The 15250-nt window shown below is 55.6% G+C and carries 14 protein-coding genes; 7 read left to right on the top strand and 7 right to left on the bottom strand.

Annotation, left to right across the window (positions count from 1 at the left end; genetic code table 11):
• Positions 1-30: 30 nt before the first annotated feature.
• The 4 genes from EPE01S_RS20825 to EPE01S_RS20810 all read right to left on the bottom strand — a co-directional run bounded on the left by EPE01S_RS20825 (position 31) and on the right by EPE01S_RS20810 (position 4019).
• On the bottom strand, positions 31-891 hold the full coding sequence (locus EPE01S_RS20825) for an ABC transporter permease (RefSeq protein ID WP_062749025.1): 861 nt from the start codon (positions 889-891) through the stop codon (positions 31-33).
• Positions 888-1832, bottom strand: coding sequence for an ABC transporter permease (locus EPE01S_RS20820; protein ID WP_062749023.1), 945 nt, complete (start codon positions 1830-1832; stop codon positions 888-890). The genes EPE01S_RS20825 and EPE01S_RS20820 overlap by 4 nt, the downstream gene beginning before the upstream one ends.
• 6 nt (positions 1833-1838) lie before the next feature.
• Entirely contained in the window at positions 1839-3458 is a 1620-nt protein-coding gene (locus EPE01S_RS20815; RefSeq protein WP_062749020.1) for a TIGR04028 family ABC transporter substrate-binding protein, read from the bottom strand.
• Between the two features lie 114 nt (positions 3459-3572).
• Positions 3573-4019: a winged helix-turn-helix transcriptional regulator gene (locus EPE01S_RS20810; protein WP_062749018.1), complete on the bottom strand. Its 447-nt coding sequence runs from the start codon at positions 4017-4019 to the stop codon at positions 3573-3575.
• Between the two features lie 91 nt (positions 4020-4110).
• Here EPE01S_RS20810 and EPE01S_RS20805 point away from each other — a divergent pair, with 91 nt between their 5' ends.
• Positions 4111-5307, top strand: coding sequence for an MFS transporter (locus tag EPE01S_RS20805; protein WP_062749016.1), 1197 nt, complete (start codon positions 4111-4113; stop codon positions 5305-5307).
• Between the two features lie 2 nt (positions 5308-5309).
• Positions 5310-6671, top strand: a complete 1362-nt coding sequence (locus EPE01S_RS20800) for a pyridoxal phosphate-dependent decarboxylase family protein (RefSeq protein WP_062749013.1) — start codon at positions 5310-5312, stop codon at positions 6669-6671.
• Between the two features lie 35 nt (positions 6672-6706).
• Here EPE01S_RS20800 and EPE01S_RS20795 read toward each other — a convergent pair whose 3' ends face one another.
• On the bottom strand, positions 6707-7111 hold the full coding sequence (locus EPE01S_RS20795; RefSeq protein WP_062749011.1) for an H-NS family histone-like protein: 405 nt from the start codon (positions 7109-7111) through the stop codon (positions 6707-6709).
• A 1398-nt stretch (positions 7112-8509) separates the two neighbouring features.
• Between EPE01S_RS20795 and EPE01S_RS20790 the strand changes: the two genes are divergently transcribed.
• Both EPE01S_RS20790 and EPE01S_RS20785 read left to right on the top strand, forming a co-directional pair.
• Positions 8510-9619 carry a tyrosine-type recombinase/integrase gene (locus tag EPE01S_RS20790; RefSeq protein WP_137270047.1) on the top strand — a complete coding sequence of 370 codons (1110 nt, stop codon included), beginning with the start codon at positions 8510-8512 and terminating at the stop codon, positions 9617-9619.
• Position 9620: 1 nt separating this feature from the next.
• Positions 9621-10271, top strand: a complete 651-nt coding sequence (locus tag EPE01S_RS20785) for a Qnr family pentapeptide repeat protein (protein ID WP_062749007.1) — start codon at positions 9621-9623, stop codon at positions 10269-10271.
• On the opposite strand, the gene EPE01S_RS20780 is transcribed toward EPE01S_RS20785, so the two are convergent.
• Positions 10268-11455, bottom strand: coding sequence for an MFS transporter (locus EPE01S_RS20780; RefSeq protein ID WP_062749005.1), 1188 nt, complete (start codon positions 11453-11455; stop codon positions 10268-10270). The two genes, EPE01S_RS20785 and EPE01S_RS20780, sit on opposite strands and share 4 nt — an antisense overlap.
• A 117-nt stretch (positions 11456-11572) precedes the next feature.
• Between EPE01S_RS20780 and EPE01S_RS20775 the strand changes: the two genes are divergently transcribed.
• The gene (locus EPE01S_RS20775; RefSeq protein ID WP_062749003.1) at positions 11573-12460 is read left to right on the top strand and encodes a LysR family transcriptional regulator; all 888 of its coding nucleotides are present in this window, start codon (positions 11573-11575) and stop codon (positions 12458-12460) included.
• 311 nt (positions 12461-12771) lie between these two features.
• On the opposite strand, the gene EPE01S_RS23095 is transcribed toward EPE01S_RS20775, so the two are convergent.
• The gene (locus EPE01S_RS23095; RefSeq protein ID WP_072277508.1) at positions 12772-12939 is read right to left on the bottom strand and encodes a YhfL family protein; all 168 of its coding nucleotides are present in this window, start codon (positions 12937-12939) and stop codon (positions 12772-12774) included.
• Between the two features lie 250 nt (positions 12940-13189).
• Between EPE01S_RS23095 and EPE01S_RS20770 the strand changes: the two genes are divergently transcribed.
• Positions 13190-14188 (top strand): ROK family protein, encoded by a 999-nt coding sequence (locus EPE01S_RS20770; protein ID WP_062749001.1) that lies wholly within the window; start codon positions 13190-13192, stop codon positions 14186-14188.
• Between the two features lie 129 nt (positions 14189-14317).
• On the top strand, positions 14318-15250 hold a 933-nt coding region (locus EPE01S_RS20765), incomplete at its 3' end, for an MFS transporter (protein WP_062748998.1).

Raw genomic sequence — 15250 nt, 5'->3', positions numbered from 1 at the left:
CGATTTGCAGGACCGGAACAGGGGATTCACTCACCGGCGACCTCCTGAATAATGGTGACTGATACGGTTAGCAGCCAGTACCACCGCGACAACGATAAGTCCCGGGAACGTGGTCAGCCACCAGGCGGTGGAAATATAGTTGCGGCCTTCGGCGATCAGCAGCCCCCATTCGGGGGTGGGCGGTGGGGTGCCATAGCCGAGGAAGCTCAGGGTCGATATCGCCAGGATCGCACTGCCAAACTGCAGAGCGGAGAAGGCCAGCACCGGGGTCAGAGAGTTCGGCAGGATATGCCGCCACAGTACTGACATAAAGGTGCCGCCGCTGCCGCGCGCGGCCTCAACATAGTCAGTGTGGCGCACGCGAACGACCTCCGAACGGGCGAGACGGGCGAAGTTCGCCACGGAGGTGATACCGACGGCAATGGCCGCATTCACCGTGCCAAAGCCGAGTAAAATGATGATGCTGAGTGACAGCAGCAGGCCGGGAATAGCCAGCAGCACATCCACCAGTCGCATAATGAGGTTCTCACTGCGCCCGCCCAGTGCACCTGCGGTGACCCCCAACAGGGTGCCGGCAGTCAGGCCGAGCACCACCGCGACCAGTGCGCCGCTCAGGGAGTGGGACGCTCCCCAGACAATGCGGGTGTACAGGTCACGGCCCAACTGATCGGTTCCCAGCCAGTGGCCAGCCTGCGGTGCCAGACGCTGTGCTCCGGCGATACCTTCCGTACTGCTCCAGGAGGTAAACCAGCCGGGTACCAGCGCCCAGAGGATAACCAGCGCCATGACGGTCCATGCCAGCACCAGGCCGGGTTTCAGGCGGGAGGAAAAGCGAAAGCCCGCACGCCGCGGCACAGCCGCAGGAACACGGTTAACATCGAGCAGACTCATCGTGGTGCCCTCGTGAACGGTTTCAGACGCGGGTCGAGCAGCGGAGAAAGCAGGTCGACCAGCAAATTGATCAGCACAAACCCCGTGGCTGAAATCATGACGATAGCCAGCAGTACGGCCACGTCCTGATTGTTTACCGCCTGTTGGGTCAGCTGGCCCAGTCCGTTGAGACCAAACACCGTTTCGGTGATCAGCGCTCCGGCAATCAGTTCGCCCAGCAGGAGCCCGGCGATAGTTAACACGGGCAGCAGGGCATTTTTTGCGATGTGATGCCACAGCACGCGCCGCTGGCTGGCCCCTTTGGCACGTGCAACCGACACAAACGGCTGGATCTGCACCTGGTCAATACTGCGAATGAGAATTTGTGCCAGCGGGGCGGAAATCGGTACGGCGAGGGTGATCACGGGGAGGATCAGCCCCACCCACTCGCCGGGGTTGATAATCGGTATCCAGCGCAGCTGAAAAGAGAAGACCTGAATCAGCGCGATGCCCAGCCAGAAGGTTGGCAGGGAGATAAACAGCGACGGCAGGGCGTGCAGCGCATTACGCAGCCAGCGCAGGCCCGTCAGGCTGGATGCGAATGCGATCAGCACGGCGAGAAGAGTGGCCAGCAGAAATCCGGGAATGGCCAGCCGCAGCGTGGCGGGGAAGTTTTCCGCCAGTAACTCACTGACCGGCATCCCCGTCTGTACGGAGAAGCCGGCGTCACCGTGCAGCAGGCTACCGAGGGTGTGCAGGTACTGCTGCCAAAGCGGCGTGGCGGTACCGTAAGCCTGACGCATCTCTTCTATCTGCGCCGGGCTCAGTCCCAGATCCGGATTTTGAAACTTAATCAGGATCGCATCGCCGGGCAGCACCTGAAGCAGCATAAAGGCAACGGTAAATGCCGCCCACAGCACCAGCAGTGCCTGCCCCAATCGCCGGGTCAGATAACCGATCATGCTCCGTTACCCCCGTTTATCCAGCCAGGCGGCATAAAATCCTGGACGCCCGACGGCTTCAAACGTCAATCCTTTCAGCCAAGGGGCCCCGGCAAACACCTGAGGCTCTTCGAAAATAGGGATGTTATAGGCGTTGTCGATCAGGTAACGTTGCGCATCCGCCGTGATGGCCAGACGTTTGCGGGCATCCGTTTCGCTGGCAATGCCTTCCAGTAAGGCATTGAGTTTGTCATCACGGAAGGCCACCACCTGGCTGCTGGATCCGCCCTTCTGTAACAACGCGTCGCGGTTGGTCGGGTAGAACATGCTTTTCACCACGTCCGGGTCGGCGCGGCCCACTTCAGACACGGTGAGCGGGGTTTTCAGCGGATCCAGGTTGTCAACGGTCCGGCTACCGGCATCGCCCGCGCGAACGGACAGGGAGACGCCGACCTGTTTCCACTGCTGGGCCACGAGCTGCAGAACCTCTTTATTCTGCGGCTGCGGCAGGGACTCATATACCGTCAGCGCCAGTTTTTTACCGTCCTTCTGACGGATGCCGTCGCTGCCAGGCTGCCATCCGGCCTGATCCAGCAGCGTCTTCGCCAGAACAGGGTCGAAGGTCAGCCGAGCGCTGAGGTCGACAAAACCGGCGGCTGAGCTGGCCAGGACGGATTTGGCCTGCGGATAGTTTGGTGAAAACAGCGTGTCGACAATCTGCTTACTGTTGGTGGCGTGTAGCAGGGCTTTACGCACGTTGATATCGGCCACTAACGGATTGTCCGGACGGAAGCTCAGGCTGTCATTGACTCCGCGCGTGGGGGCGGCATAGACGGGGAAGCCCTGCTGCTGTGCCTGCTTTTCATCATAAGCCTGTACCTGGCGAATCACATCGGCCTGTCCGGCAAGCAGTGCGCCAATCCGCACGCTGTCTTCCGGCGTGACAATGATCTTTATGCCGTCGAGGTTTGCCCGGCCCTGATGCGCCAGGTTTTTCGGCCCCCAGCGATAGTCCTTGCGTACTCTCAGATCCACCTCACGCCCCAGCTTTTCGCCGCTGATGACAAAGGGTCCTGAGCCAATAATATGGCGGGCGTCCCCCAGTTCATCGAAATTGCGCGCCAGCGTGCTGAGTGATACCAGACCGGAGCCGATGGTCGCGGTGCCCTGCAGGAAGCCAGGCGACGGTTTTTTGAAGAAAAACTTCACCGTTAGCGGATCGATGACCTCGCTGCGTGCGTAGTTATTGATCACTTCTGAGACCGGCAGACGCTGTGCTTTATTGCCCAGCCCATAGGTATCAAAATTTTTAGCCACTGCCCGGGCATCCAGCGGCGTGCCGTCAGAGAACGTCACGCCAGGACGGATTTTAAAGGTGTATTCAGTATTGTCGGCGTTACGCGTCCAGCTTTCTGCAATCCACGGTTCGACCTGCAGCGTTTCCGGGTTCTGCCAGGTGAGTTTATCGGTGATCTGATTCAGTATGCCGCCGTTCGGGTAGAAGCCGCCGGCCGGGGGATAGAGGTTGGTGTGAGCCTGCTGCTCCAGATAAACCAGGGTTCCTCCCTGTACCGGTTTGTCTGCCGCCCCTGCGGCCAGTGCGGTCATGGCGGCGGCCAGCGCCGCCAGACGAAGAGAAACGCGCATGGTGAATTTCCTTGATAGTCAGTGTGCTATATGGCTGACAATCAATATCATGCCTGACGCGGGGTCAGGAAAAGCAAGAAATTCGTCTGGCTATTTGCATTTTAGGCATAACGGTTAAGGGGCTTTTTGCACGCGGGTCTTTTCAGGTGTCACCACCTCGCCCTGCTGATTGCGCACGCGCAGGGGCGCCAGCGGTTCTCCGCTGGCAATCTCCAGTAAATCGGAGTGCGTTTCCCCGGAGGAAAACAGGTACTGCTCGCCAAACTGCTGCAGGGCAACGATCAGGGGAAACAGATCGTTGGCACGTTCGGTCAGCACATATTCCTGCCAGGCAGAGCCATCGGATGCGGGCTGCACCTGCAATAAACCGGTCTCAACCAGCTTTTTTAATCTGTCAGCGAGGATATTGCGTGCCACACCAAGGCTGCGCTGAAACTCACTGTAGCGCCGGATGCCGTCGAACGCATCGCGCAGGATCATCAGTAGCCAGCGGTCCCCGATAAGATCGATGCTTCGGGCTACCGGGCAGGAAGACTGACTCAAAGAGGGACGTTCCGCCATAGTGATATTTTCCGGGATGAATTTGGTTGCATTTTAAAACTACTTGCGGCACGCTGCAAATGGTTTTGATTTGAAACCAATTGGAGGCGGGATGACTATCCTGGAACAAAAGAGCACAACCCGCAGCGGATTAACGTCCTGGCAGACAGGTCTGTTTGCCTGCAGCTGCGGACTGAGTGTGGCAAATGTTTATTACGCGCAGCCGCTGCTGGATGCGTTGGCGATCGCTTTTTCAATCAGCCCTGCTGCGGTGGGCGGCGTGATTTTTGCCACTCAGGTAGGCTGCGGACTGGCGTTAATGCTGCTGGTTCCGTTGGGAGATGTCGTCAACCGACGTACGCTGATGCGCTACCAACTCGGCGGTCTGATAGCGGCATTACTGCTGGTCTGCACGGCTGGCAGCGCGCCTGTGCTTTTGGTGTCGATGCTGTTGATTGGGTTGTTCGGGACGGCAATGACCCAGGGGATGATCGCCTATGCTGCCACCGCCGCCAGCCCGGAAGCGCGCGGGCAGGTGGTGGGTACCGTTGCCGGAGGCGTGGTGATCGGGCTGCTGCTGGCGAGGGCGGTGGCCGGGATAGTCTCGGATATCACCGGCTGGCGCGGCGTATATTTATTTTCTGCACTGGTGATGGCCATCCTCGCGGCAATCCTCTGGCGCCGGCTGCCCGAGCTACCCCCTGCGGTTCCCGCCCGCTGGTCACAGGTGCTGGGGTTACTCTGGCAGCAGCTGCGTACTAACCGGGTTTTACAGGTTCGCGGAACGCTGGCGTTGTTAATGTTTGCCAGTTTTAATATTTTCTGGAGTGCACTGGTGCTGTTGTTACGGGCACCCCCGTGGCAGCTGACCCACGGGCAGATTGGCGCCCTGGGTCTGGTCGGGGCTCTGAGTGCGATTATCGCCAGTCGCGCCGGGCGCTGGGCCGACCGGGGGCTGGCAGAGCGCACCAGTGCCATTTCGCTGCTGCTGCTGTTGATAAGCTGGTTGCCGCTGTGGCTGGGGGCCGGATCGCTGATGCTACTGATTGTCGGGATCCTGTTGCTGGATGCGGCAGGTCAGGCGCTGCACGTCACCAGTCAAAGCCTGATTTTTGCCAGTGAAAATGAGGCCGGGGGGCGACTGATTGCCGGTTATATGCTGTTTTATTCCATTGGCAGCGGCGCAGGAGCGCTGATCTCCACCACGGCTTTCGCATGGGGAGGATGGGGAGCTGTGTGTCTGTCCGGGTCACTGGTCAGTCTGATGGCACTGTTCGTCTGGAAAATGAATCCATTAAATAGGAGATAATAATGAATGAGCTCGACCTGCTGTCTGCCGCAGATGCCCGTGCGCGCAGCTACAGTGCCTCGCTGGCCACCCGCCGTGTTTTTCCCGACGCCGAAGCGCTGAATGGGCTGGCGCGCTTTGATGAAGCGTTACCGCTGAAAGGTCTGCCCGCAGAACAGACGCTGGCACTGCTGGATGAGGCGGGATCACCTGCCACGGTGGCATCCAATGGGCCCGATTATTTTGGTTTTGTTATCGGGGCATCGCTTCCCGTGGCGACGGCAGCAGAGCGGCTGATGATTGCGTGGGATCAGTGTGCGTCCGGATGGGATAATTCGCCTGTCTCTGCGACGCTGGAACGCCTTGCCGGGCGGTGGCTGCTGGAGACTCTCGATCTGCCCCGGGACAGCGCTGTCGGATTTGGTACCAGTGCTACAGCCTGTACGCTGAGTTGCCTGGTAGCGGCGCGGCGTCAACTGCTGCTGCGACAGGGGTGGGATGTAGATCAGGACGGGCTGGCCGGAGCACCAGAGATAAAGGTGGTGATTTCAGCGTTGACCCATATCACTGTTAAAAAAGCGCTACGTGTGCTGGGATTTGGGCTGCGTCACCTGCAGGTCGCACCGGTCAATGCGTGGGGACAAATTGAGGTGGCCTGTCTGCCACGACTCGATAACGTTACCATTCTCTGTTTACAGGCCGGTGAGGTAAACACCGGGGAATTTGATGACTTTTCCGCATTAATCCCCATGGCTCACTCTGTCGGTGCCTGGGTTCACGTCGACGGCGCGTTTGGCCTGTGGTCTCGCGCTTCTGCGCTGAAAGCGTTGACCGCGGGGGTCGAGCAGGCGGATAGCTGGACGACGGACGGACACAAGTGGCTGAATACGCCGTATGACTGTGCCATGGCAATCTGCCGCCATCCTGAGGCGCTGTCTGATGCGATGAACGCTGATGCCGTCTATTCCGCTGCAGCGCAGGATGCACAGAAAAATTTGACGCTGGAATTTTCCCGTCGTCCTCGTGGGATCCCGGTCTGGGCCGCACTGCGTTCGCTGGGGCGTGACGGTGTCGCTGCCATGATAGAGCGTCACTGCGAGCTGGCGCGTGAACTCAGTGTTGAACTGCGGGCGGCAGGATACGAGATACTCAACCGGGTAATGATTAATCAGATACTGTTCCGGGCAAAGAGTGATGTACAGACTGTGCGGGTACGTGAAGTGTTGCAGGCGTCAGGAGAGGCATGGTTTGCCGGGACGATCTGGCAGGGGAAAGCAGCACTTCGTATCAGCATCTGTTCGTGGCGGACAGAGAGTATGCACACGAATAAACTGAGCGTATTACTGGGCAGGATCTATCAGCAAACCTTGGCTGAACAGGAATAAATCTTCCGGCCGCCAGACGGGCGGCCGGTTGGCATTTACTTGATCAGGAAATCTTCAAGCTTTTTGCCGGCATCCAGTGCCTGTTTAATAACGGCCGGGGTACGACCCTGGCCGGTCCATGATTTCTGCTCGCCATTTTCATCAGTATATTGATATTTGGCAGGACGCGGTGCGCGCTTGGCACGTGTTTTGCTGGTAGTATTATCTGCTGCGGTCAGTTCACTTAAATCGATACCGTCTTCCAGCAGCATCTGGCGGTATTTAGCCAGCTTCTCTTCTTTTTCTTTAATCTCAGAAGCAATCGCGGCTTCTGATTCGCGACGTTCGTTCACGACCGCTTCAAGTTTTTCCAGCATCTCTTCCAGTTCAGCTAAAGACACTTCACGAGACTGGGCACGAAGGGTGCGAATATTATTTAATACTTTCAGTGTTTCGCTCATAACGGAATCCATAACCTGTGGTTGGTTTAAAATAGATACTACATAACGAGACTTAGTGTACAGACAAATGAAGAGTGAAAAAACACTAAATTAGAAAAAGATTAGATTAAATGTTACCTGCATACCACTTTTAACACACTCAGAGTCAGCCAGGCATGTCGTTATATTTACAACTTATGGGATAAATCTTAACGCGGTTGTTGAAAACAAATGGGTTGATGAAACTTTATACATGATTCACGACGCTAAATATCACGCTATTTAGTGATGTGTAACACCCTGTAATGACTCTGTTTTTTTTACTAAAAGGTAAGCCGGGTTCATTGGTTTATGCATTGGCGTCCGGGCATCACTGATTCTGCCCTGAACGGAGATTGATTACATTGTCCCCGAGATGTCTTAAAAAATGAAAATACTGTGAGTAAAAGCGTGGAGAGAGCGTTATGTCGGTTAGGTTGATTCTTATCCGGCAGGATAAACTCCACGTTGTTTTCTTCAGCGTCTTTAAGTGACCTGAAAGCAGCACTTCACGTTATTATCGGCCAGGTAGCGCAGGGCTTATAAGGATAAAATGTGACTTTTAGCCTTTCTGTATAGTTCTTAATGTGGGCATCCTTTAGTTACAACATACTTTTTATTAAATATCAATACCCGCTTTGCTGGCATATGTGTTACAGGCCCTGGTCCTGGCAGGGAAAAGAGCAGTGGGGCTCACCTTTTTTCTCTGTCTGATAGCAAGAAATACTCAAACGAAGCTTCAGTGAAGTGTGTTGCAGGCTAAAATATGTCGGCCTTTCTCTCTTTTCCAACGCGCAGCGCTATTACACCATTTTTTCCTTTATTCGCTATAGAAGATGGTTTTATCTGTGAGTGATTTATGAACGAGTTTCAGTGCGATTTTTTTAGGTATTTTTTCTGCGGTGGGGTACGGCATTTTATGCCGACGCACGTGATTATAATCATATCCAGGGTCTTTATGTCAGGTGATGAAAAGCGGGCCTTCTTTTTTTGTCTCTCCAGTAACAGTCATTCCTTCCTTTTTTATTTCGTGATCACGATTTTCTGTTTCATGCTGGCAGAAGCCCGGCGTTTAATGCTTTCCTGAGTGAGGGGGCACCAGGTCATCTTCCCGGCGATTAGGTGTGTGCTGAAAACGCTGAACGAGGGTGCCGGATCTTTCTGTTGACCCGATTTTTCGAAAAAACCGCTTTTCTGTACATTGGTGAGCCCAAAGGATAATGGCGAGAGCTACGCAATCTTTATGACTCCAGACCTATTAAGTCTGGAGTCATGATGCCGGACGCGATAAAATCACTGTCACCGTGCCGCAAAAGCTGGCGGAGCGAACCCTGGAGGACAGCGTGAGAGCAACAAAGAATCATATAATCCCAGGATTACATGATGCGTGAATCCTGTAATCCTGGGATTATCGCATCCCCGCTGGTCGGGCGCCATGTTGTCAACTGGCTGCATGAGGTGCGGGGATCGTCGCTGATTGAGTTGGAAGCCAGCGGGAATGCGGGCTCGGTACTTCAGGTGATGAAGCTGTGGGTCAGGTTGTCACTGCTGCAAACGCGTCGGCGCCCGGAAATTGCCATCTCCTCACTGCTGAAGCACGTGCTGCCGGCGATTGGCGAGCGACCGCTGGCCAGTATCAACCGTCTGCAGCTTAACCGCCTGTTCAATATCCTGATTGCTGACGGTAAAAAAGAGGAGGCCCGACGGGTCTTTGCCCTGTGTAAGCAATTTTTTGCCTGGGCCGAGATGCAGGGCTACATTGAGCATTCCCCCCTCAGTGCAATGAAAAAACGCGATGTCGCAGGGAGAAGTTCTCCGCCGGGTAACCGTACGTTAAGCGACGCCGAGGTGTGGGTTTTCTGGCACGGGTTGGATGCCTGGGATCTCTCTGAGCAGTGCCGTTGGGCGCTGCGCCTTTGTCTGCTGACGGCACGCCGGCCTGATGAGGTCGTGCAGGCGCGTAAAGAGGAGTTCAATCTCACCTCCGGGATCTGGCGGCAGGGCACGCGAAACAAGTCGCAGCGTGAACACATTCTGCCGTTGACGCCGCTGATGCGTACCTGCATTGAAGCGCTGTTACACGCCAGTCCGCCGGAGTCGCCCTGGCTGGTGCCATCGCCCGTGACAGTGTCACAACCTCTGTCACGCGGCGCAGTGACTCAGGCATTAAGACGGATAATACGCGCGGAGCGTGGGCTGGGACTTGAGCCGTTTACCACACGCGACCTGCGGCGCAGCGCACGTTCACGGCTGGCTGCTCTTAATACTCCTAACGATGTCGCCCGTAAGATTATGAATCATGCTCTTGAAGGCATTGACCGGGTATATGACACTCACAATTACCTGCCGCAAATGCAGCTGGCGCTGAATGCACTGTCTGACAGTATTGCAGGGATTGTTGCTGCGGAATCCTACCATGCCCTGGAGCATCGTTATCCCGGCGAAAAACTGCAGCTCGATGAGCGCGCGCTACTTTATATGGAGCCCTGAAATGACAGTGTCACCGGTTTACCGTAATGAAAAATTCACCACGCAACATTTTACCGGTCGCACCGTTGAAAAAACCTGCTTTATCAATTGTGATTTCTCCGGTTGCGACCTCACCGATTCACGATTTGTTCACTGCCAGTTCTATGACCGCGAAACTGAGCAGGGCTGCAACTTCAGCGGGGCCATTCTCAGGGAGGCCAGCTTCAGACACTGCGATTTGACGATGAATAACTTTCGTTCGGTTGATGCGCTGGGCATTGAGATCAGTGAGTGCCGGGCGCAGGGCGCCGATTTCCGCGGTGCCAGCTTTATGAATATGATCACCACAAAGAGCTGGTTTTGCAGCGCCTTTATCACCAAAACAAATCTCAGTTACGCCAACTTTTCCAAAGTTGTGCTGGAGAAATGTGAGTTGTGGGAGAACCGCTGGGTAGGAACCCATGTACTCGGGGCCACTTTCAGCGGCTCCGACCTGTCGGGGGGTGAATTTAATTCGTTCGACTGGCGCTCTGCTGATTTCACCCACTGCGATCTGACGCGTTCGGTGACAAGCGAACTCGACCTGCGCACCACCGACCTCGAGGGCGTCAAACTCGATAGCGCACAGGTGTGTTTTCTGGTAGAGCGCCTGGGCATTCAGGTAGTTGATTAATCACTGTCTGCCGGCGGAAAACCGTGCTGCTTCGCCCGCATGACGATCAAGGCGGTCAGCAACAACAGCGACAGGATGACCGGGGGAAAGTAACCGGCCCCGAAGCTGTGCAGAATAGCCGCGCCTGCCAGTCCCCCGCCGGCGATAGCCAGATTCCATGCCGTCACCAGCATTGACTGAGCGATATCTGCCGCATCCCCGGCACTTTTTGCCAGTGCCGTCTGAAACAGAGTGGCGGCCCCGCCAAAGGCGAGTCCCCACAGGCCGGTAGCCGTATAAATAACCCAGGGAAGTGCGGAGGTCATTAACACGGCAGACAGGGCAAACAGCGCCGTTGCCAGCAGTGACAGCCCCCGCAGCCAGCGATCCACTCTGGCACCCACGATACCGATCCCCAGTAACGATGTCAGACCAAAGGTCAGCAGGATCCCGCTGATACTGCCAGCCATATTTGCCCGCTCCAGGAAGGGAAAAATATAGGTGTACAGAATATTGTGCGCCAGTACAAAAATCAGTGTGACCAGCAGTATCGGGCGAACGCCGGGAAGCTTCAGAACCGGTATTAAACGCTGGCGGCGTTGTGCAGGCTGACCGGAGAAGTCGGGTACGCTATGCAGGATCCACCCGGTCAGTACCAGTGTCAGGGCGCTGATCGTCAGGAAACAGCTGCGCCAGCCGATCACCTCTCCCATCCATGTTCCCAGGGGAATACCGACGGCCAGTGCGAGCGGCGTGCCCACCATTGCCAGAGCAATCGCCCGACCCTTCATTGCCTCGTTGACCATTCTGGCCGCGTAGCCAGCCAGCAGGGCCCACAGCAGCCCTGCCGATACCCCCGCGACAAAACGTGCTGCCAGCGTCAACAGATAATACTCAGATAACGCCGTGACGGTATTCGCGACGGCAAAACCTGCAATGGCGCTTAACAACAGCGGGCGTCGCCGCAGAGTTTGTGTCGCCAGGGTGAGTGGAATGGCTGCCAGCAGCGATCCGACGGCATACACAGTGACCAGTTGCCCAGCCAGAGCTGGCGTCACGTGGAGGCTGTCTGCAATTGCCGCCAGCATCCCTGCGGGAAGTGCTTCGGTAAGGATGGTGATGAAACCCGCTACCGCCAGCGCGAGCAGGGCAGAAACAGGGAGTTTGTCAGCAACGTTGCCCTGAGTAGTCGTTATAAGCGTCATGAGTATTTTCCGTGAGTGAGGCGTGAATCGCCCGCTCACCTTAATCAATGCCGTATTAAAGAAAAACTGGGGTATAGTGCGGTTTACTCCGGAATAATTTTCTCTAATGAGGACGTAATGGACAGCCTGAGTGGTTTTAACGTTTTCGTCCAGGTGGCCGAGACACGCAGTTTTGTCAGTGCCGGACGGCAGCTGGGGCTTTCGCCCTCTGCTGTGGGTAAAAACGTGGCACGGCTGGAGGAGAAGCTCGGTGTACGTTTGTTTCACCGCAGTACCCGCAGCATCACCCTCACCGCTGAAGGTACGCTTTTTCTGGCCCGCTGCCGGCGTATTCTGGCAGAGGTAGAGGCCGCGCAGTTGGAGCTGTCGCAGGTGAGCGGTAAGCCTGCCGGACGTCTGCGCATCAGCCTGCCGCTGGTCAGTACGTTGATGCTGCCAGTGCTGGGTGATTTTATGCGTCAGTATCCTGATATCGAACTGGATCTGGACTTTACCGACCAGATGGTTGAGGTGATCGAAGAGGGATTTGACGCGGTGATCAGAACCGGGGAGCCCGCAGATTCACGCCTTTCTGCACGGCGGCTGGGCTACTTCGGCGCGATGCTGGTTGCCTCCCCGGCCTATCTTGCGGAGAGAGGAACACCCCGGGAGCCTGCCGATCTGCTGATGCACCGGTGTCTGCATTATCGTTTCCCTCACAACGGGAAACTGGAGAAATGGCCGCTGCGTGGCGCAGCCGATCTGGCGATCCCCGCATCCATGGTGTGCAATAACATCGAAACCCGCGTCTGTTTTGCCCAGCGAGGTCTGGGTATCGCCTGCCTGCCAGATTTTTCTGTCGGCCAGCAGGTGGCAGACGGTAGCCTGGTGCCGGTACTCAGCGAGTATATTGAGTGGCGGGGTACTTTCCATGTTCTGTGGCCTGCCAGCCGGCACTCCTCACCCAAGATCCGTGCACTTGTTGATTTCCTTGCCGACAATGTCTTTCATGCACCCGTTCGTTAAAAAAGGCTAAAGGAGATAAAATAATGCAAGGGGGACAATCTGTTATCGGTTTAATTAAATGACGAAAATCGTCAATGGAAGACAGGGAGGGAAGAATGCAAGATATACCTGTCGTCAATTCCGCTGGCAATAGTCTTTATTTAACGATGATGTTGTGCTTAAGCAGTCCGTGACCATGACGGATCGATAGCTTCGTCTGCCTGTTTCTGTAGAAATAACTCATTTTAAAGCGACGTACTTAAAATTTGAGTTAATGAATTGATATTTATTGATTTTAGGCCGGGTGGTTTCCCTCCTCGGCCTTGTGGTGATTATTTTTCAGTCGGGCCGCAGCCGCCGATCCATTTCGAAATGGATACTGAAGGATGAAGCAGGTAGTCATAACTACAGTTTTTTTGTTTATTTTCAATATGACCAGTACAGGCGGTCAGAAAAGAAAGGCAAGCGCCAATAACCAGTAATTTTGCAATACGATCCATTTAACATCCTCTGTTTATACTGTCATGAATGACGAGCCGGGATAATAAGAAAAAAAGCAAAATGAAACAATGTGAAATTAAATTTTCAACTTACTTTAGCTGAATTACGATATTCCCCCGCCGGAAAAAGTGAAGGGCGAATACTGCAGTGCACGAGCCGAGGGCTCATGTGGAGGCATAGCGGTTTTAGGGCGTCAGTAACGACTTTTATGCTAAATTGGGCCGGTTTTCTGCAGCAAACTGAGGCGAAATGAACATACCGTTAAACAGTACCACCCGTGAAATGCGCAAAAACAATATTGCGCTGGTCATCCGCACGCTAAAAGCGCTGGGGACAGCGACGAAGGGGGAGGTGGCCGTCCATAGCGGGCTGAGTACAGCCACCTGCGGTGCTGTGCTTAATGAACTTTCCGCCACCCGTGAAGTGCTGGCACTGGATCGGGAAGCTTCACGGGGTGGCAGGCCCGCACAGCGATACGCCTGTAATCCCGATTTTTTCTCTGTACTGAGTCTCTATGCGGCAGGCTGCGATGAGGCTGCCGAGCTGGTCTGGTCAGTGAGCTCTGCGACCGGTGAGCTGCTGGACGGGGGGGATTTACCCTTTAACCCCCTTACGGCAGAGCGTTTTTATCAGCAGATTGCCTCTCTGCTGGCCATGTTTCCTGCGGTAAAGACCATCGGTATCGGCCTGCCCGGCGTGATTGTTGACGGGGTCGTCACCTCCTGCGATATCTCATTGTTTACCGGTATGCCGGTGATCGAGGAGATCGCTTCCCGCTCAGGACGATTTACCGAAGTGGGCAACGATATCAACTTTACGGCATGGGGCTTTTACCGTAGCAACTGCCCTGACGTCAGTGCCCCGGTAGCCTATATCTTTAAACCCGACGTTCCCTGTACCGGGTGTGGCATGGTGATCAACGGCCGGGTGCTGACCGGGGCGAATAACTTCGCGGGCGAAGTTTCTCACCTGCCGTTTAGCCCCGATAAAGCGGTGTCGCTGACAGAGGAACTGGCACATATTGTGGTCGCCCTGGCCGCGGTGATCAATCCGGTGATGGTGGCCCTCTCCGGAACCCGTCTAAACGAATCCCAGCTTCCGGAGATAGTGAAGATCTGTCAAAAACATATTCCTGAAAAGCATTTACCTGCTTTGATTTACCGCCCCTCAATTCGCCAGGATTACCTGCAGGGTATCGCTGAGCTGACGTTGCAAAATTACAATCATCACCGCTTATTTGCCGAATAGGGCCGGACGGTATTCCATTCGGTTACCGCCATCTTCTTCTGGCACCGATTGACATATCTTTCAAACAGCACCTATACTTTTCACTTATTATTGGTCTTTTAATAAGTGTTTTTTAAACAAAGGTGATCGATGTCGGTGAATGTTCTCTCTCAGCAGGTAGGAAGTCAGGCCCGGCGCAGCGCTACCCGGGCAATCTTTTTTGTCACCGGCATGGCCATGGGCCTGTGGGCAGCGCTGGTACCCTATGCGCAGATGCGCACTCATGCGGAAGCTGGACAATTGGGGCTGCTGCTGCTTTGCCTGGGTGGCGGCTCGCTGATCGCTATGCTGGGATCCGGTCGGATCATCGGACTGGCCGGCTGTCGGCGAGTCATTGTTGTATCGGTGGTGCTGTATTGCCTGATGCTGCCGCTGCTGGCGACGCTGGCTGATATCCGGTTACTGGCCGCCAGCCTGTTTGTCTTTGGCATGGGGATTGGGCTGGCTGATGTGGCGATGAACGTCCAGGGGACGCTGGTCGAGCAGGCCGCGGATAAGCCCTTGATGTCAGGGTTTCACTGCCTGTGGAGCGTCGGCGGCATTGCCGGGGCCGGTGGGGGCGCACTGCTGCTCGGGGCAGGGATCAGCCCACAAACGACAACCTTCTTGGCGGTGGCATTGATTGTGTTGGTGACGGCTTGCTCATTTCCGGCCTTACTGACCGCTGGCGGTGAAGACCCGCATCAGCCACCCGACACGGCCAGCCGACCCAATTTTCGCCTGGTGCTGATGGCGATCATGGCGATGATTTGTTTTATGGCTGAAGGTGCCATCCTCGACTGGAGCGGTATTTTCATGACGCAGGATCGCGGCATGGCGGTGGAACACGCCGGCTGGGGCTTCGCAGCCTTTGCAGTCGCGATGTCACTGATGCGCGCGACGGGAGATGCGGTCGTGAAGACGCTTGGCAGACAGCGCGTGCTGATTATCGGCGGCATTCTGGGCATCGCAGGGTATCTGATAGTGGTGCTGGTACCCGGCTGGACGATGGCGCTGTGCGGCTTTGCTCTCGTGGGTATTGGT

Origin of the sequence: Erwinia persicina NBRC 102418 (assembly GCF_001571305.1) — a bacterium.
Taxonomy (GTDB): domain Bacteria; phylum Pseudomonadota; class Gammaproteobacteria; order Enterobacterales; family Enterobacteriaceae; genus Erwinia; species Erwinia persicina.
The sequence above is the reverse complement of the archived record's forward strand: the minus strand, read 5'-3'. Positions and strand labels throughout refer to the sequence as shown.